This window comes from Sneathia sanguinegens, assembly GCF_001517935.1.
Classification (GTDB): Bacteria; Fusobacteriota; Fusobacteriia; order Fusobacteriales; family Leptotrichiaceae; genus Sneathia; species Sneathia sanguinegens.
This window is the reverse complement of record NZ_LOQF01000004.1, coordinates 63,266-80,744: the sequence shown is the minus strand read 5'-3', so window position 1 is coordinate 80,744 and position 17,479 is coordinate 63,266. Positions and strand designations below refer to the sequence as shown.

17 protein-coding genes, 7 tRNA genes and 1 other RNA gene are annotated in these 17,479 nt (G+C 27.8%); 7 read left to right on the top strand and 18 right to left on the bottom strand.

All coding sequences use genetic code 11. From position 1 onward, the window contains the following. Positions 1-3: 3 nt before the first annotated feature. From rnpB to uidA, 14 genes are all read right to left on the bottom strand, one after another. Positions 4-336: RNase P RNA component class A (rnpB, locus tag AWT65_RS02895), an RNA gene on the bottom strand. A 302-nt stretch (positions 337-638) separates the two neighbouring features. Further along, positions 639-1,412, bottom strand: a complete 774-nt coding sequence (locus AWT65_RS02890) for a Nif3-like dinuclear metal center hexameric protein (protein WP_066729189.1) — start codon at positions 1,410-1,412, stop codon at positions 639-641. Then, complete coding sequence (locus tag AWT65_RS02885; protein WP_066729188.1) at positions 1,409-2,266, bottom strand: hypothetical protein; 858 nt, start codon at positions 2,264-2,266, stop codon at positions 1,409-1,411. Before AWT65_RS02885 ends, AWT65_RS02890 begins: the two co-directional genes overlap by 4 nt. Next, on the bottom strand, positions 2,259-2,711 hold the full coding sequence (locus tag AWT65_RS02880) for a hypothetical protein (RefSeq protein ID WP_066729186.1): 453 nt from the start codon (positions 2,709-2,711) through the stop codon (positions 2,259-2,261). The genes AWT65_RS02885 and AWT65_RS02880 overlap by 8 nt, the downstream gene beginning before the upstream one ends. Then, on the bottom strand, positions 2,708-4,138 hold the full coding sequence (gene purB, locus AWT65_RS02875; RefSeq protein ID WP_066729184.1) for an adenylosuccinate lyase: 1,431 nt from the start codon (positions 4,136-4,138) through the stop codon (positions 2,708-2,710). The genes AWT65_RS02880 and purB overlap by 4 nt, the downstream gene beginning before the upstream one ends. Before the next feature lie 8 nt (positions 4,139-4,146). Further along, on the bottom strand, positions 4,147-5,427 hold the full coding sequence (locus AWT65_RS02870; RefSeq protein WP_066729183.1) for an adenylosuccinate synthase: 1,281 nt from the start codon (positions 5,425-5,427) through the stop codon (positions 4,147-4,149). Positions 5,428-5,429: 2 nt separating this feature from the next. Continuing rightward, positions 5,430-5,960 carry a hypoxanthine phosphoribosyltransferase gene (gene hpt, locus AWT65_RS02865; RefSeq protein ID WP_066729182.1) on the bottom strand — a complete coding sequence of 177 codons (531 nt, stop codon included), beginning with the start codon at positions 5,958-5,960 and terminating at the stop codon, positions 5,430-5,432. Positions 5,961-6,023: 63 nt separating this feature from the next. Next, positions 6,024-6,641: a TetR/AcrR family transcriptional regulator gene (locus AWT65_RS02860; protein WP_066729181.1), complete on the bottom strand. Its 618-nt coding sequence runs from the start codon at positions 6,639-6,641 to the stop codon at positions 6,024-6,026. 79 nt (positions 6,642-6,720) lie between these two features. Beyond that, positions 6,721-6,803 (bottom strand) — tRNA-Leu (locus tag AWT65_RS02855). 13 nt (positions 6,804-6,816) lie between these two features. Next, positions 6,817-6,892: transfer RNA gene (locus tag AWT65_RS02850), tRNA-His, on the bottom strand. 6 nt (positions 6,893-6,898) lie between these two features. Beyond that, positions 6,899-6,974, bottom strand: a tRNA-Gly gene (locus AWT65_RS02845). Position 6,975: 1 nt separating this feature from the next. Next, a tRNA-Pro gene (locus AWT65_RS02840) sits at positions 6,976-7,052 on the bottom strand. Between the two features lie 62 nt (positions 7,053-7,114). Then, entirely contained in the window at positions 7,115-8,098 is a 984-nt protein-coding gene (locus AWT65_RS02835; protein ID WP_066729177.1) for a LacI family DNA-binding transcriptional regulator, read from the bottom strand. Between the two features lie 11 nt (positions 8,099-8,109). Beyond that, complete coding sequence (uidA, locus tag AWT65_RS02830; protein ID WP_066729175.1) at positions 8,110-9,822, bottom strand: beta-glucuronidase; 1,713 nt, start codon at positions 9,820-9,822, stop codon at positions 8,110-8,112. Positions 9,823-9,948: 126 nt separating this feature from the next. Between uidA and gpmA the strand changes: the two genes are divergently transcribed. From gpmA to AWT65_RS02805, 5 genes are all read left to right on the top strand, one after another. Further along, positions 9,949-10,638, top strand: coding sequence for a 2,3-diphosphoglycerate-dependent phosphoglycerate mutase (gene gpmA, locus AWT65_RS02825; protein ID WP_066729173.1), 690 nt, complete (start codon positions 9,949-9,951; stop codon positions 10,636-10,638). Positions 10,639-10,719: 81 nt separating this feature from the next. After that, positions 10,720-10,795 (top strand) — tRNA-Val (locus tag AWT65_RS02820). 3 nt (positions 10,796-10,798) lie between these two features. Beyond that, positions 10,799-10,875, top strand: a tRNA-Asp gene (locus tag AWT65_RS02815). Positions 10,876-10,883: 8 nt separating this feature from the next. Next, positions 10,884-10,959: transfer RNA gene (locus AWT65_RS02810), tRNA-Phe, on the top strand. A 57-nt stretch (positions 10,960-11,016) separates the two neighbouring features. After that, a complete protein-coding gene (locus AWT65_RS02805) occupies positions 11,017-12,099 on the top strand; it encodes an MGDG synthase family glycosyltransferase (RefSeq protein WP_066729171.1) in 1,083 nt (360 codons plus the stop codon). 19 nt (positions 12,100-12,118) lie between these two features. Here AWT65_RS02805 and AWT65_RS02800 read toward each other — a convergent pair whose 3' ends face one another. The 4 genes from AWT65_RS02800 to AWT65_RS02785 all read right to left on the bottom strand — a co-directional run bounded on the left by AWT65_RS02800 (position 12,119) and on the right by AWT65_RS02785 (position 15,080). Beyond that, positions 12,119-12,931, bottom strand: coding sequence for a hypothetical protein (locus tag AWT65_RS02800; RefSeq protein WP_066729170.1), 813 nt, complete (start codon positions 12,929-12,931; stop codon positions 12,119-12,121). A gap of 83 nt (positions 12,932-13,014) precedes the next feature. Further along, complete coding sequence (locus AWT65_RS02795; protein WP_066729166.1) at positions 13,015-13,791, bottom strand: MetQ/NlpA family ABC transporter substrate-binding protein; 777 nt, start codon at positions 13,789-13,791, stop codon at positions 13,015-13,017. A gap of 1 nt (position 13,792) precedes the next feature. Continuing rightward, on the bottom strand, positions 13,793-14,419 hold the full coding sequence (locus tag AWT65_RS02790) for a methionine ABC transporter permease (RefSeq protein WP_066729160.1): 627 nt from the start codon (positions 14,417-14,419) through the stop codon (positions 13,793-13,795). Between the two features lies 1 nt (position 14,420). Then, positions 14,421-15,080: an ATP-binding cassette domain-containing protein gene (locus AWT65_RS02785; protein WP_066729159.1), complete on the bottom strand. Its 660-nt coding sequence runs from the start codon at positions 15,078-15,080 to the stop codon at positions 14,421-14,423. 226 nt (positions 15,081-15,306) lie between these two features. On the opposite strand from AWT65_RS02785, the gene sufC reads away from it, so the two are divergent. Together sufC and sufB are read left to right on the top strand one after the other, a co-directional pair. Further along, positions 15,307-16,050: a Fe-S cluster assembly ATPase SufC gene (sufC, locus tag AWT65_RS02780; RefSeq protein WP_066729157.1), complete on the top strand. Its 744-nt coding sequence runs from the start codon at positions 15,307-15,309 to the stop codon at positions 16,048-16,050. 5 nt (positions 16,051-16,055) lie between these two features. Beyond that, positions 16,056-17,477 carry a Fe-S cluster assembly protein SufB gene (gene sufB / locus AWT65_RS02775; protein WP_066729155.1) on the top strand — a complete coding sequence of 474 codons (1,422 nt, stop codon included), beginning with the start codon at positions 16,056-16,058 and terminating at the stop codon, positions 17,475-17,477. Positions 17,478-17,479: the final 2 nt, after the last annotated feature.

Here is a 17,479-nt window from a genome sequence, read left to right as displayed (position 1 = left end):
AAAACTCCTTGGCACTTTATAAGCCGAATTCTGTATTTGTTAATCATTTATCTATTCTCATATTTGCATATGAGCTCTAGCGAATACCCCAAAGACTCAGCGGGCAACCGATATATCTTTAATTTTTCTTGCTTCGGAAGGGGTTTACCTAGCTATCTTAGTCTCCTAAAATACTGGTGAGCTCTTACCTCACCGTTTCACCCTTACAATTACTTGCGGTTTATTTTCTGTGGCACTTTCCTTAGAATTACTTCTAGCAGCCATTAACTGCCTTCCTGCCCTATGAAGTTCGGACTTTCCTCAAAGCTTAGCTTCGCGATTAACCAAAGTACCAAGGTAAATAAATTATACTATAATTTGCGTTGTTTTTCAAATCACAATTAATTTATCGCTTCCTTACGAATAATTTATGTGAATTCCCACGTTTTTTATTCGTACATATTTTAACATAAAAAATATGTACAAGCAAAAAAGATATGCATAATCATTTTTATTCCTAAATTGCACCCCTAAATGACGAGTTTTTTTTATATCCTATTTGATTTAATTCATCTCTACTTAGATATTTATTTTTTTATTTTATATGAAAAGGAATGTATAATAAATTACAATAATAATTTATTACACACTCCCTATTATTAATAAATATATACTGGCTTATTGTGAAATTCAACAATTTGTACATTTGTAGTTTCTTTTAAATAGTTTGATAATAGGTCCACTGCATGAACTTCACTTTCAAGATGCCCAAAATCTATTATACTAACACCTTGTTCTAGTGCATCTTGTGCTTCATGATATTTAACATCTGCTGTAATGAATAAGTCTACCTTATCTTTTACCTCATTAAAAAAGTCCATCCCTGACCCTGTTACAAGAGCAAAACTTTTTATCTCTTTTTTTGTATAATACTCATCATATATTACTCTAAGTTGAGAAATATTTAACTTTTCTTTTACAACTTTCACCATTTCTTCAATAGTCATCTTTTTAGCTAGATTAAAATATCGAATTGGTCTATTTTTAGTTTCATTCTCATACATTCTTTTGGCATCTAAATCTAGTAATTTAAACACATAGTCATTTAATCCACCTGCTGCAGAATCAAGGTTAGTATGCATAGCATATACAGCTATATCATTTTCTAAAAGACGCATAATTCTTGAGCCTATCATGTCATCTTTTGTAATTTTTTTCAAAGATTTAAATATTAATGGGTGATGTGATATTATCATATCAACTCTTTCTTGTATAGCCTTATCAATAGCTTTAGAATTAACTTCTAAGGCTATTAAGACCTTTTTTACCTCTTTGTCTTTGTCACCTAATAGTAGACCAACATTATCCCAAGATTCGCAAATATTTTCTGGAAATTTTTCATTTAATTTATCTATTAAGGCTTTAAGTTTCACGCTTCCTCCGTTTCACTTATTTTTTTCATAATAGATTTTAACATATCTTTAAATTCTTTTTCACCTATTTTCATGCTTTCACAAATTTCTTTATCTTCATTTTTTCTACCATTTATATTCAAGAATTTAATTAAGAATGTTTCTTCAAAATAGTTAAACATAAATGTTTGTCTTAATCTTTCAAATTCATCTATTACTTTTTCAGTATAGCTATATACATCATCTAAATCTTCAATTTCTATATTATGATACATCTTATCTAAATTATTATAGTATTCTTCTTTTATGCCCATACCTTCTAAAATACTTTTTAATTCTTCATTTTTAGCTAATCTATCTCTAACTTTTAAATATACTAAAATAGAAATTTTAGCAGAATATTCTTCATTTTCTTTCTTTATTTGAAATTGCAATAATTTAATAGAACAAAATATTGAAAATATTTCCTTTATTTTTTCAATACTATACTTCTTCGCCAATTTTTCATAAAATTGATTTATAAATTGAGCGACTATTAAATTTGCTTCATCCACTAATTCTATAAATGAAAATTCAGACTTTATATTTTTTATAACTTGTATTAAAGCTATGTCTATTAAATTTAAAAATCTTTCATCTGCTATATCTTTTTTATTTTCTCCATTTTTTATTTGTTTTATATATTCTTCACTTACTTGACTAATACTTGCTATACTTTGTGGCATATCATAAGCTTCTCTTATTTGAGCAATACTTTTATCAACAATATATGTAGATAAAAGCAAGGCTTGAAGGTCATCCAAGACAATTGTCTTTAATTCTTTATTAAGATCTACTTTTTCTTCTTTTTCTATTTTAATTAATAGTTCATTCATTTTTTAAACCCTCTACAAATCTTTTTATTTCTTCACTCACACCTTTTTCATACTCTAATTTACTAATTTTTTCCAAATTTTTCTTATATGCCACACTTCTTATTATACAAAAAATTCCGGCTGCACCTAAAATATATATTAATAACATATCTGATTTTGCATGTAGACCAAATACAATTACTGAACAAACTATTAGCATATATATGCAAAAGCCTATAATTTCTTTAAAGAAAAGTTTTCTCGCTCTTTTTACATATTGTTGATAACTAGCTTTTACTATTTTATTCAATTCATCTTGATCGTATTCTTCTAAAATTTTTTTATATATATCTTTTTTATCACTTATATATTCTCTTAGTTCATCAAAAAGATATTCAGCTTGTATTAGATTATCATTACTTTCTTTTAAACTATCTAAGAGTTTTCTAATATTTTCTTCTATCATAAAGTTAAATCCTCTTTTTTTATTCGTAAAAATTTATTATTATCGTCTAAAATTTTTCTAACTTTCGACAAATATTCTTTTGTTTGTTCTACAGAAAATCCTATATATTGCTTAGGGTCTAATATCTTTTCCATGTCTTCCATAGTTAAACCCAATCTTCCATCTTTAACTATTCTATCTATCAAATGATTTTCTTTACCTTCAATTTTTATACTTTTAACTTCTTCCATAGATAAAGTTCGTATAATCTCATGAACTTCTTGTCTATCCATACCTTTTTTTACAGCATCCATCATTATATTTTCTGTAGCCATAAAACCTAATTCTTTTCTTATATTCTTTTCTATCATTTTTTTGTAAACTACAACGCCATCCAAAATATTTTCTAATATTATTAAAATTGCATCTATAGCTAAAAATGCTTGTGGATATGAAAGTCTCTTATTTGCTGAATCATCTAAGGTTCTTTCAAGCCATTGACTACTATGAACTAAATGCCCATTCATCTCAAGAGATATAACAAATTTTGCTAAGGCTGAAACTCTCTCACATCTCATTGGATTTCTTTTATATGCCATAGCAGAAGACCCTATTTGATTTTTTTCAAAAGGTTCTTCTATTTCTTTTTCATGTTGTAATAATCTAAAATCATTCGTCATTTTATATGCCGAATCAGCAAGACTAGCCAAGGTTTGTAAAATATATGTATCTTGTTTTCTATCATAAGTTTGTGAACTAATTTCTTGACATTTTTTAAAACCACTTTCCTCTGTAACAAGTCTATCCAATTCTTTCATCTTTTCATAATTATCCCCAAATAATTCCTTGAAACTTGCTCCTGTCCCTGTTGTTCCTTTAACTCCTCTAAATTCTAAATTATTTATTCTTTTATCTATTTCATAAAAATCATACACAAATGATTTTAACCACAAGCTTGCTCTTTTACCTACTGTACTTAATTGTGCTGCTTGAAAATGTGTATAAGATAAACAGGGAACTTCCTTATATTTATCAGCAAAATTAACAAGGCTTTCCATAACAACTAAAAGTCTTTTTTTAACTAAAATTAAAGCTTCCTTTATTTGTATTAAATCTGTGTTATCTCCAACAAAGGCACTTGTTACCCCTAAATGTATAATAGGTCTTGCCTTTGGACAGGCATCACCAAAAGTATAGACATGAGCCATAACATCATGTCTTAATTTTTTTTCATATTCTTTTGCTTTTTGAAAATCAATATTTGAAATATTTTTTTTCATTTCTTCTAATTGTTCATCAGTTATATTTGCTAAACCAAGCTTCTTTTGAGCTTTAGCTAAAGAATACCATAATTTTCTCCAATTTTGGAATTTATTATCTGGTGAAAAGATATATTGCATTTGTTTGCTAGCATATCTTGTACATAGTGGATTTTCATATTTGTCCATACTTCTCCTTAAAACTCTGTTCTATAAATATTTTGTGTTCTTTCAGGTCCTACTGAAACTAAAGAAACTTTTACATTTAATTGTTTTTCTATAAATTCAATATATTCTTTACAATTTTTTGGTAATTTGTCATATTCTTTTATATTTGTAATATCTTCTGTCCAACCTTTAAAAGTTTTATATATTACACGAAGATCTTGAGAAGGTCTTAAATTACCTGGATATGAATCGTAGATTTTTCCATCAATTTCATATGCTACTGCAACCTTTATTTCTTCAAAACCTGTTAAAACATCTATTTTTGTTAAAACTATATCTGTTAATCCATTAATCATAGTTGCATATTTACCCATAACTAAGTCTAGCCATCCACATCTTCTTGCACGACCAGTTGTTGCACCATATTCATGTCCTACTTCTCTTAATTTTTCTCCATTTTCATCTTTTAATTCTGTTGGATAAACTCCTTCACCAACTCTTGTTGTATATGCTTTCATAACACCTAAGATTCTATCTAATTTTTTAGGTCCTACACCTGTACCTACACAAACTCCTCCTGCAGTTGGTGATGATGAAGTAACATATGGATAAGTTCCATAGTCAATATCTAACATAAGAGCTTGTGCTCCTTCAAATAACATTCTATTTCCAGCTTCTATTGCATTATTTAATTCACTAACACAGTCTATTATTCTATTTTTTATTTTTTTACCTAATTCAATATATTCATTATACAATTTATCAAAATCAAAAGTTTCTTTTCCATATCTACGCAACATATCATTTTTTTCTTTTAAATTCCATTCTAATTTGCTATGAAATCTTTCTTCATCTAATAAATCTCCTATTCTTATACCATTTCTTGAGATCTTATCTACATAGCAAGGTCCTATACCTCTTTGTGTTGTTCCTATTTTATTTTTACCTAAAGCTTCTTCTTTTGCCTTATCAATTGCAATATGATATGGGAAAATTATATGTGCTCTTTTATCTATATATAGTTTTGATAAATCTAAACCTCTTGTTTCTAATTGTTCTATTTCTTCTAGTAGAACCTTTAAATATATAACCACTCCTGCACCAATTACACACTTACCCTTTGAACTTATTATACCTGAAGGTAATAAATGTAATACAAATTTTTCATTTCCTACTACTACTGTATGCCCAGCATTATTACCACCTTGAAATCTAACAACATAATCTGCTGTTGGTGCCAAAACATCTATTATTTTACCCTTACCTTCATCTCCAAATTGTGTTCCTACTACAACAAAAGTTTTATCCATTATTATTCATCCTCCTTAACAACTTCAGCCAAATATGGTAATGTTCTATATTGTTGTGCATAATCTATACCATATCCTACGATAAAGACATCTGGTATTGTAAATCCAACATAATCAATTTTAACATCATGCACTCTTCTTGAAGGTTTATCAAGTAAAGTACAAATTTTTAAACTTTTAGGTTTTCTTTGTAATAAAAATTCTTTTATTTTATATAGAGTAGTTCCAGTGTCGATAATATCTTCTATTATTAAAACATTCTTATTACAGATATCTTCATCTAAGTCTTTTTTTATATTTATATTTCCACTAGTTTCCATACTATTTCCATAACTAGATACACACATAAAATCTATTCTACAATTACTAGTTATTTTTCTTGAAATATCTGCTAGAAATAGAGCAGATCCTCTTAAAAGAGCTACAAGAATTAACTCTTCATCTTTAAAATCTTCAGAAATTTTTTTACCTAATTCCTCAATTCTTTCAGCAATTTCTTTTTCGCTTATTAGTTCGACTACATGATGTTTCATTTTTTACCTCCATTTTTTCTCTATTACCTAAAAAGTGTTTAAGCTTCTAACTTAAACACTACATTATATATTTACTAGAAATAAGAAAGATGAAATATAGTATTTAATGTATAGCTCCAAGTATTCCTTAGCTTCTTCATAAGTTTTAAATTCAATCAAATATGGTATCATTCCTTTAAAACAATCTCCAGCAATGGTTCTTAGTATCCTTTCTTTATGTTTTTCTATCTTACTTATTCCCTTAACTTTTTTATATAACTCAAAGGTAGACTTTATATCTTCTTCTGTAAAGTCTGTTATAATCTTCTCATATTTTGTTCCTATGGAAGAATATATCAAAATAAATGCTTCTCTATTTGCATACATATACTTGTACATATTTTCTGTTTCATCTAATAGTTCTTGGGTTATTTCACCTTTTTTTAATATTTCAATAACCTTATCATTACAAGCTATTGTCTTTGTTTTTGCAATTTTGAATACATTTAAAATATTTTTTAAATCTTTATGAATTATTTCATTGAATAATTCTTCTTTATTTTTAAAGTTACCATAAATAGCACCTGTACTCAATTTACATTTTTTTGCAATTTTTCTAAGTGAAACTCCTTGATAACCATATTTCAAAAATTCTTTTTTTGACACTTCTAAAATTTTGGCCTTACTAAATTTACAATTCATACTTCCTCCACTCTTGTATTATACTAAAAAAAGTATCTAAATTGCAACAAAAAAAAAGAAGCCTTGCTTCTAATTGAAGTGGTGCGCGAGGAGAGACTCGAACTCTCAAGCCGAAGCGCTAGATCCTAAGTCTAGTGCGTATACCAATTTCGCCACTCACGCATATACTTGGAAGTGGGGTGACCGACGAGATTTGAACTCGCGACAACCAGATCCACAGACTGGCGCTCTACCAACTGAACTACGGTCACCATAGATGGAGCGGGAAACGAGGGTCGAACTCGCGACATTCAGCTTGGAAGGCTGACGCTCTACCATCTGAGCTATTCCCGCATGGTCGGTGTTATAGGATTTGAACCTACGACCCCTTGCTCCCAAGGCAAGTGCGCTACCGGGCTGCGCTAAACACCGTTCCATCAAGACAATAGTTATAATAGCATTTTTTAAAATGAATGTCAACTATTTTTTTTATTTTAAATAGTTGACTCTCTTTCAATAATTTCTGCCGATATTTTAAAGCTTGTTTCTCTACTATCATTTTCTATTATATTAATAATTTTATCAACTAATTGGCGAGCAATTTCTTCAAAGTTTTGCTTTATAGAACTTATAGTAGGATAAGTTTCTGTACAAATATATGTATTCCCAAATGAAATAAACTTGAATTTTTCTGGGCACTTAATCCCTAATTTATTGACTGCCCTAACTGCTCCTAATGCTAATATATCTGACCCTATTATCAAAGCTTGAAACAATTCATTTTTTAAATAAAATTTTGTAATCAAATTTTCCACTTGATGACTTGTTTCATAATTATACATAATCTTTTTCATATTTATTCTAATATTTGAATCTCTCAAAGCTTGTTTATATCCTTTAACTTTTTCAATATTTGTTCTTGTTTCTGGATCACCCAACACTATTCCAATATCTCTACATTTTTTATTTACTAATGATTTAGTTGCTAAATATGCACTTTCAAATTGATCTGTTCCAACATAAATATACTTATCACTAATACCTGATACTACAACAGGTATATTATCATCACAAACTCTTTGAACTTCATCCATTTTTTTAGGATTGAGAAAAATTACTCCTTCATAAAATCCTGCATCTATCTTTCCAAAATTATTTCTAATTAATTCTTTCATTGATTTATATACTAAAATAGTATAATCTCTTTTCTTACCATATTTTAATATATAGTTCATTATAATATAATTTTTATTTAACTCATTATCTTCTGTATTAGTAATTATAGCAATTTGTTTTAAACTATTACTTGCTAATCTTTTTGCATTATAATTCACACTAAAATTAAATTCTTTCAAGAGTTTTTCAACTCTTTCTCTTGTTGTATCTTTAACATTCTTTTCGTTATTTATAACACGTGATACAGTTTTAAATGAAACTCCAGATAATTTTGCTATATCTTTTATAGTAATTTTTCTCATAAAATTCACCTTTAGTCTTTCGTCCATCTTTCTTTCAAATGTCTTGCTATACTTTTTGGTTGTCTATCTCTTGTAAATACACCTTTTTTATTTCCTTGAACTCTGAATATTCCAAATTTAGTTTGAAAATCTGCAAAATTCCATGTTTGTTCACCTATAATATAATCTAAGCTATCAAATACTTCTTCATACATTTTATAATATTCCAATTGAAATTCTTCAGAATAAGGTGTCATTTCATCCATATCATGCATACCAGCTAAGGTATCTACTCCATATTCTGTAAATACAATTGGTTTTGTTGGATATTTTTCATGCCAAATTTTCAATTCTTCAAGCATATGTTTCTTAGCTAATTCTAAATTTGATAAATCAACATACCAACCATAGTATCTATTTATACAAATAATATCGCAAAGACTTGTAACCAAACATTTATCTGCAGGTGCTAACATATAGTTAACAAAAGTACAGAATCTTTTTTGTTTATCTAATTTTCTAGCAAGTTCAAATAAGGGTTTAAAATATTCATATGCTCCTTCTTGCGAACTTGCTGGTTCATTTGCTATAGACCACATAACTACACAGGCATGATTTTTATCTCTTGCTATCATTTCCTTTATTACTTGTTCATGAGCTTCTTTAGTTTTCATAACAGTCCAAGTATTATTTACTTTTTTCTTATCTAATAATTCAAAACCAAAGCCATCTACCAAACCTACTGCAGTTGTTTCATCTATAACAACAAAACCATATCTATCTGCTAATCTCATCATTTCTTCACTATATGGATAATGTGAAGTTCTAAATGAATTTGCTCCTATCCATAACATTCTATTAATATCTGCTATATTTGCAACTTCATCTAAACCTCTACCATGTAAAATTGTATCTTCATGTCTACCAAAACCTTTGAAATAAAAAGGTTTAGAATTAATAAGTAATTGATTATTTTTTATTTCTAATGTTCTTATTCCAAATTCTTCAATATATTCATCTACAATTTCATCATTTTCATCAAGTAAATCAACCACTGCTTTATATAAATATGCTTTTAATGGTTGCCATAATTTAACATTTTTAATATATCCATCTTCTGAAACTACTTTATTATTTTCATCCAATATTCTTATTCTATGTTTTAAATTACAATTCTTTTTGATTTCAAAAGAAACTCTTGCATTTTTTTCTACAACTTCATATGTTATAATTACATCTTCTATATGTTGTTTAGGTTTTATCCATATTTTTACTGGTCTTTGTATGCCTGAATAATTGAAAAAGTCAAAATTTTCATCAACTTTTTTAACTCCGTCAATAATTTTTAAATTACCTACAGGTAAACTTGTATAATCTAAAATATTATCAACTATAACTAATACTTCATTCAAGCCTTCTTTTGCTACCTCATTAATATTAATTTCAAATGGAGTAAATCCTCCTTTATGTGAGCCAACAAAATTATCATTTACATATACTTTAGCATTATGCGTTACAGATCCAAATCTTATAAATATATCTTTTTCAAGCATTTGCGAATTAAGATAAAATTCCTTTCTATAATACATATTTCCAACATAATGTCTTTTATTATGATTTGCAACTTGATCATTAAATGAACCGGGAACTGCAATATACTCCTTTTCTTCATTTTCAAAATTAAATTCCCAAATTCCATTTAAATCTAAAATCTCCCTTGTTATTGTTTGTTTTGGATATAACATAATCGCACCTCTTTCCCTATATAATTCATTTTAACACAAATATCAAAAAGTTGTTAGTCTATTTTATTGATAATTTTAATCAATTATTGTATAATTAACTTAAGAATTTTGAAAGGAGACTTACTAATGAAATTAGTTTTAATAAGACATGGTGAAAGCCAATGGAACTTGGAAAATAAATTCACTGGTTGGACTGATGTTGACTTGACAGAAAAAGGAGTTCAAGAAGCTAAAAATGGTGGTAAAACACTAAAAGACTTAGGTTTAGAATTTGATGTTGCCTTTACTTCATACCAAAAAAGAGCAATTAAAACTCTTAACTATGTTCTTGAAGGAATAGATCAACTTTACTTACCTGTATACAAATCTTGGAGATTAAACGAAAGACACTATGGTGCTCTACAAGGTTTAAACAAGGCTGAAACAGCTAAAAAATATGGTGATGAACAAGTTCATATTTGGAGAAGAAGCTTTGATGTTGCACCTCCATTAGTTGAACTTGACGATAAAGAAAGATATCCTAAATTTGACAGAAGATACAAAGACCTAAGTGATGCTGAATGTCCTAGAGGTGAAAGCTTAAAAGATACAATTAAAAGAGTATTACCTTACTGGAATGAAACAATTTCTAAGGAAATTCAAGCTGGTAAAAATGTAATTATAGCTGCACATGGTAATAGTTTAAGAGCTTTAATTAAGTATCTTTTAAAAATTTCTGATGAAGATATTTTAAACTTAAATTTAACTACTGGTAAGCCATTAATTTTTGATATAGATAAGGACTTAAATATTTTATCAAAACCAGAAACATTCTAAGTCTAAAGTACTGTAAATTATTTTGCAGTACTTTTTTTACTTGACAATTTTCATATTTTATTATACTATAACTTGTAGTTCGGTCGCATAGCTCAGTTGGGAGAGCACCTGCCTTACAAGCAGGGGGTCATTGGTTCGAGCCCAATTGTGACCACCATATGGAGGTGTAGCTCAGTTGGTTAGAGTGCTTGCCTGTCACGCAAGATGTCGCGAGTTCAAGTCTCGTCACTTCCGCCATTAATTTTGCCCAGATAGCTCAGTCGGTAGAGCAAGGGACTGAAAATCCCTGTGTCCGTGGTTCGATTCCGCGTTTGGGCACCATAACTCTCTTAATACTTTGAAGTTATTTTGAAGTATTTTTTTAATAAAGGAGTATATATGAAATATTTAATTTTAACAGCCGCCACTGGTGGTGGGCATATACAAGCAGCTAAAAATTTAAAAAATGAAATAGAAAAGCAAGGTAATACTTGTATAATATATGGGCTTTTTAATAAATCAAAATTCCATATTATAGAAAAAGGCTATGATTTTTTATTAAATGCTAATCTAAATAAGGCATACTCAATATTATATAAAATATCTGATATTGATTTTATAAATAGCTTCTTTTTGAAAAACTTTTTAATTCATTATGAATTAAAGCTTAAAAAACTTTTGGAAACTGAAAAGCCTGATGTAATAATTTCAACTCATCCCTTTGGTGTTCCAATGTATGCACAACTTAGAAGATTATTTAAATTTGATATACCATATATTCAAATTATAACAGACTTTAAAGCACATGCTACATATATTGATAAGGTCGTTGATGCATATATTGTAGGTAGTGACTATACAAAAGAAACTTTAGTAGAAAAGGGTATAGACCAAGATAAAGTTTTCATTTTTGGTATACCTGTAAAAGAAGAATTTAGAACAAAAAAAGAAAATATTTCTGATGACTTCAATATTTTACTTATGGGTGGTTCTCTAGGTTTAAAAGCAATGGAAAAAGTAGTAGATATCTTGGTTAATTCAAATTTACCTATACATTTAACTGTTGTTTGTGGAAAAAATATAAAATTACAAAAAAAATTAACAAAAACTTTAACAAAACAAATTATTGATGGTAAAGTACATATTTATGGTTTCACTGATAAGATAAGTGATATTATGGATAATTCTAAATTGATTATTACAAAACCAGGTGGACTTACTTCTACAGAAGCTATAAATAAACATCTACCTATGATAATACCTTTTTACATTCCTGGTCAAGAAGAAGAAAATACTGCATTTTTAGTTGAATCAAATATGGCTTTGGAAATTAAAGATTTTGAACACATTCCTAATTACATAAATTTCTTAATTGAAAACAAAGAATATTATAATAATATGGTAGATAGTATGAAAAAATTAGCTAAATGTTATTCAACTACAAAAATCATTGAATTAGCAAATCAATTAATAAAAAAATGATGTTTAAACATCATTTTTTTTATACTAACATTTCATATAATTCAAAAACTTTTTTTATAGAATAATAATCTAGCATATCTTCCTTTGATCCAACTAACATATTTTTTGTTAAAGTACAAAGTAAATTTGTAAAATCTTTGACTGTATTTATTTTTTTAGCTGAAAATATTGATTTTTTCACATTATTCTTTTTTGAATATTGAAAAATATAGTCCTTTTGTTTGTCATTTAATTTAATTTCTTCAATTCCCATATTAAAATATTCTAATGCTTCAGGCCTAATAGCAGCTTTACTTTCAGTAACATCTATTGCTTCTAAAAATATATTTCTTTTTCCATATTCAACTGCCATTATATTCAAATTTCTTAAAATAATTTTTACAATTCTAGCTAAACCATCTAAACAATATTCATGTATATTTATTTTATCTTTTCTTTCATTTCTTAATTCTTTTACTAATAGATTTATTCTGTCATAGTCAATAACTTCTTTATTTAATAAATCTTTTATTTCTTTTGCTTTTTTGTCTGATATAAGTTGTAATTCTTTATTATTTACACCCGTTATTTTTCCTAAAATTGCAAAATCGAATTCTAAATAATATGGGTCTTTTACAGTATCTTTTATCTTATTTTCAAATTTTTTTGCTATAAAATCAGCTAAATCTTTACTTTCATCCTTAATACTTTCAGAAAAATTTATAAAATCTTGTATTGTTTTTAAATTTTCTATTTTATCTATATATGCTTTATCTAAACCATTTTTTTCAATAAATGTTTTTATACTTTTTTTTGTCATTGGATGTATTTTTTTCAAATCTGCATCTTCCATATATTCAATCCCTTTCCATAGTTTAAATAGATTATATAAAAATCTATGAAAATAGTCAAATTATATTATACTTTTATGCAATTTTAAAATACTGGATATCCTTCATCCTTATATTCTTTTTTCAAAAATTCACTAACTTCTTTACTTGTCATCGCTTTTTCAAGTTCTTTTATCTTTTGTGAATTTCTATTATCTTTTCTTGCTGCTAAAATTATCGCATAAGTCTTATTAGGATCATTTTCTTTTATTAAAGCTTGCTTAACACTAACACCTATTCTTTTCATATGTGATGGCCAATTAAATACAAGATCTGCTTCTTGATAAGCTTGAACTAAAGATGGAATTGGAAATTGCATAAACCTATATCCATTCTTTGTGCTTTTAACATCTTTTATTGAAACTAAACCTGAATGTTTATTTAATTTAATTATATTTGCCTTTTCTAAAATCAATAAAGCTCTTGCCTGATTAGTAGGATCATTTGGTATAGCTATTGTTGCACCCTTAGGTAATTGTGATAAGTGCTTATATTTTTTTGAATAAAAACCTACATATACATCATATATTGCTCTAACTTTTACCAAATCTGCCTTAGCTCTTTGGTTAAAAATTTGCATAAAAGGTTCATGTTGATGAAAATTAGCATCAAAATCCCCTGCTTTTAACCCTACATTGGCTGTTTGATAATCTGTTAACACTTTAATTTCAACCTTATATCCTTTTTTTTCTAAATCTTTTGCAGCAATTCTAACTATTTTTTCCATTGGATAAACTGATGCTGCAATTCTAATTAATTTATCATTTGAAAATGATAATACAGTTAAAAACATGCTAAAAATTAACATTCCTAATTTTTTCATTTTATCTACTTCCTTTCTTATCTAATAACTCTGATATTTTTTTACCTACTATCTGTATAATAAATACTAAAATTACTATATATATTATCGCCTTATAAACCACTTGCATATTGAATTCATAATATCCATATCGTATAGCATAATCTCCTATACCTCCTGCTCCAACTATTCCCATTACAGTTGAATAAGAAATTATACTTATTATTGTAGATGTTAAGCCTAAAACTAAACTTTGTCTTGACTCTACTATTAAAAAATATCTAACTAATTGGTATTTTGATACCTTCATTGATTCTGCTAATTCAATTACTCCTTTATTAACATCACCAAAAGACTGTTCAACAAATCTTGAAAAAGTTGCAACTCCCACAAAGCACAAAGGTAAAGTCGCAGGTAGCACCCCAAAAGCCGTTGAAAAAAGTAGTCTTGTAAGAGGTATTAATATTATTACAAATAATAAATATGGTACACTTCTAACAACATTTACATAAATATTGCAAAATATACTTAAGCTATTTTTCAAATATATACAAGCCCCTATTGGAAGACCAAATATAATAGAAACTAAAGTCGGTATTAATATCATAATTATTGTTTCACGCAGTGCTTGCATTAATTCATAATCCATTTTATACCAACTCCTTCTTCACATAACTAATATAATCCTCAATTAATCTTTCCTTATTATTAACCTTAAAAACTTCATATATCTTGCCCTTTTCTAGTATCGCCACCTTATCACACAGATATCGAATAACATCAAGATCGTGACTTACAATAATTATAGTCGTTCCATATTCTTCCCTTATTTCCTTAAATAAATTTAAAATTTCAAAACTTGTTTTCATATCTAATGAGGCTGTAGGTTCATCACATAATAAAATATCTGGTTTAGTTACTAATGCTCTTGCAATAGCTACCCTTTGTTTTTGTCCACCTGATAATTGACTTGGAAATTTTTTCATAAAATCTTTTAAACCCACAAAATCTAAAATCTTTTCTACTCTTTCTTTATCTCTTATTCCTTTTAATTTTAAAGCTAGGTTTACATTGTCAAATATAGACAAATTATTCAATAAATTAGCTTCTTGAAATATTAAATTACTACTTCCAATAATTTGTATTTCTCCACTATCTTTTTTTATTAAACCCTGTAATAATTTTAAAGTCGTTGTTTTACCACTACCTGATTTGCCAACTATTCCAAATATATCCGACTTTTGTACGGCAAAATTTAAATCTATGCAAAATTTATTTAAATTTTTTTTCAAATTTGTAATTTTTATCATTTTTGCCTCCTTGAATGTATAGTATTATTTACAAAATTTTTTGTCAACTTTATTTTAACTTTTTTTCTAACTTATTCTTTTTTCACTCAATATTTCATTAATTTTTTTATCATATTTTCACATGTTGAAATATGTAAACTATTCTTTAACTTTCGTTTGACATTAATTCATGTAAAGTATATAATTTAATTGATTGTAATGATTACAAAGTGAAAGGGGAAAAAGCATGACTTTATTGGATATAAGAGATCTTCACGCTGAAGTTGAAGACAAAGAAATTTTAAAAGGAATTAATTTAAAAATTAACAAAGGTGAAATTCATGTAATTATGGGTCCTAATGGTGCTGGTAAGTCAACATTAGCTAGTGTTTTAGTTGGTCATCCTAACTATACCGTTACAAAAGGTGAGGTATACCTTGATGGGCAAAATATACTAGATTTATCTGTTGACAAAAGAGCTAGAGCTGGTATATTCCTATCTTTCCAATATCCTGAAGAAATACCAGGACTTACATTGGAAGATTTCCTAAGATCAGCAAAAGAAGCTGTAACTGGTGAAAAACAATATTTTACTTTTTTCCATAAATATTTAGTTGAAACAATGAAAAAATTAAATATAGATCCTTCTTATTGTAATCGTCACTTAAATGTCGGTTACTCTGGTGGTGAAAAAAAGAAAAATGAAATTTTACAAATGGCTATACTTGAACCTAAAATTGCTATCCTTGATGAAGCTGACTCAGGTCTTGATAGAGATGCTACTCAAATAGTATTTGAGGGGCTAAGAACCTTAAAAAGAGATGATGCATCAATGATAATTATTACACACTATGATAAAGTTCTTGAATATTTACAACCTGATTATGTTCACATTTTAGTAGATGGTAAAATTAAGAAAAATGGTGGTAAAGAACTTATAGAATATATAGAAAAAAATGGATTTGAAGAATTTAAAAATAAGGAGGATTAATAACAATGGCTGATGAAACTCCTAGAAAGAGAACCTATGTTGCAGATATTGAACGGGGTGTCTACGACATAAAAGACAAAGTCGATGCTGGTTATACAACTGGTAAGGGCTTAAATGAAGAAATTGTAAGAAAAATTTCTAAGAAAAAGAATGAACCACAATGGATGTTAGATATACGACTTGAAGGTTTAAAAGTTTTCAATCAAAAACCTATGCCTACTTGGAGTGCAGATTTATCTGATCTTGACATAAATGACATTGTAAATTATCTTGAACCTAATGCAAAGCAAATGTCTGATACTTGGGATGATGTGCCTTCATATATTAAAAATACTTTTGATAGATTAGGTATACCCGAAGCTGAAAAAAAATCTTTGGGTGGTGTTGGTGCACAATATGATTCATCTGTTGTATATCATAATCTTGAAAAAGAATTAGATGAAGATGGTGTAATTTATACAGATATTGAAACTGCAGTAAAAAAATATCCTGATATGATAAAGAAATATTTTATGAAATTAATACCTGTAGATAATCATAAATTTTCAGCTCTTCATGCTGCTGTTTGGTCTGGTGGAACTTTTCTATACATTCCAAAAGGAGTGAAAGTAAAAAAACCAATACAATCATATTTTAGATTAAATGCTCCAGAAGCAGGTCAATATGAACATACCATAATAGTAGTTGAAGATGATGCAGATGTTCACTTTATAGAAGGTTGCTCTGCACCTAAGTATAATAAAAATGTAGTACATGCTGGTGCTGTTGAACTATATATCGGTAAAAGAGCAAGATTACGATATTCTAGCATAGAAAATTGGTCAAGAAATATGTACAATTTAAATACAAAAAAAGCTTTAGTTGATGAAGATGGAGTTATAGAATGGATATCTGGATCTTTTGGTTCAAAGGTTTCTATGCTTTATCCTTTAAGTATTTTAAAGGGTGAAAGATCTCGTTCCGAATATACTGGTGTAACTTTTGCCTCAGCTGGTCAATATTTAGACTCAGGTTGTAAAGTAATACACGCAGCTTCTTACACAAGTTCTAAAGTAAAATCAAAAAGTATTTCAAAAAATGGTGGTTGGGCTTGTTATAGAAGCTTAATGGAAGTTGTACCCGGAGTAAAGCATATAAAGGCTACTGCAGAATGCGAATCTTTAATGTTAGATAATTTATCAAAGTCTGATACCATACCTATGATAGTTTCAAATACAGATGATATTGACATAGGTCATGAAGCTTCTATTGGTAGAATCTCAGATGATGCCATATTTTATTTAATGCAACGAGGTTTAACAAATGATGAAGCTAAAGCTTTAATTATTCGTGGTTTTGTTGAACCTATTTCAAAAGAACTTCCTCTTGAATATGCCGTTGAACTAAATCGACTTATAGAAATTGAACTTGAAGGAACAATAGGTTAGGA

Excerpts from the sequence above, each read along its gene's own strand:
- AWT65_RS02880 (WP_066729186.1), bottom strand. The coding sequence starts at position 2,711 with ATGATAGAAGAAAATATTAGAAAACTCTTAGATAGTTTAAAAGAAAGT.
- AWT65_RS02870 (WP_066729183.1), bottom strand. The coding sequence starts at position 5,427 with ATGGATAAAACTTTTGTTGTAGTAGGAACACAATTTGGAGATGAAGGT.
- gpmA (WP_066729173.1), top strand. The coding sequence starts at position 9,949 with ATGAAATTAGTTTTAATAAGACATGGTGAAAGCCAATGGAACTTGGAA.
- AWT65_RS02785 (WP_066729159.1), bottom strand. The coding sequence starts at position 15,080 with ATGATAAAAATTACAAATTTGAAAAAAAATTTAAATAAATTTTGCATA.
- sufB (WP_066729155.1), top strand. The coding sequence starts at position 16,056 with ATGGCTGATGAAACTCCTAGAAAGAGAACCTATGTTGCAGATATTGAA.
- AWT65_RS02800 (WP_066729170.1), bottom strand. The coding sequence starts at position 12,931 with ATGGAAGATGCAGATTTGAAAAAAATACATCCAATGACAAAAAAAAGT.
- uidA (WP_066729175.1), bottom strand. The coding sequence starts at position 9,822 with ATGTTATATCCAAAACAAACAATAACAAGGGAGATTTTAGATTTAAAT.
- AWT65_RS02805 (WP_066729171.1), top strand. The coding sequence starts at position 11,017 with ATGAAATATTTAATTTTAACAGCCGCCACTGGTGGTGGGCATATACAA.
- purB (WP_066729184.1), bottom strand. The coding sequence starts at position 4,138 with ATGGACAAATATGAAAATCCACTATGTACAAGATATGCTAGCAAACAA.
- hpt (WP_066729182.1), bottom strand. The coding sequence starts at position 5,960 with ATGAAACATCATGTAGTCGAACTAATAAGCGAAAAAGAAATTGCTGAA.
- AWT65_RS02790 (WP_066729160.1), bottom strand. The coding sequence starts at position 14,419 with ATGGATTATGAATTAATGCAAGCACTGCGTGAAACAATAATTATGATA.
- AWT65_RS02835 (WP_066729177.1), bottom strand. The coding sequence starts at position 8,098 with ATGAGAAAAATTACTATAAAAGATATAGCAAAATTATCTGGAGTTTCA.
- AWT65_RS02885 (WP_066729188.1), bottom strand. The coding sequence starts at position 2,266 with ATGAATGAACTATTAATTAAAATAGAAAAAGAAGAAAAAGTAGATCTT.
- AWT65_RS02795 (WP_066729166.1), bottom strand. The coding sequence starts at position 13,791 with ATGAAAAAATTAGGAATGTTAATTTTTAGCATGTTTTTAACTGTATTA.
- sufC (WP_066729157.1), top strand. The coding sequence starts at position 15,307 with ATGACTTTATTGGATATAAGAGATCTTCACGCTGAAGTTGAAGACAAA.
- AWT65_RS02860 (WP_066729181.1), bottom strand. The coding sequence starts at position 6,641 with ATGAATTGTAAATTTAGTAAGGCCAAAATTTTAGAAGTGTCAAAAAAA.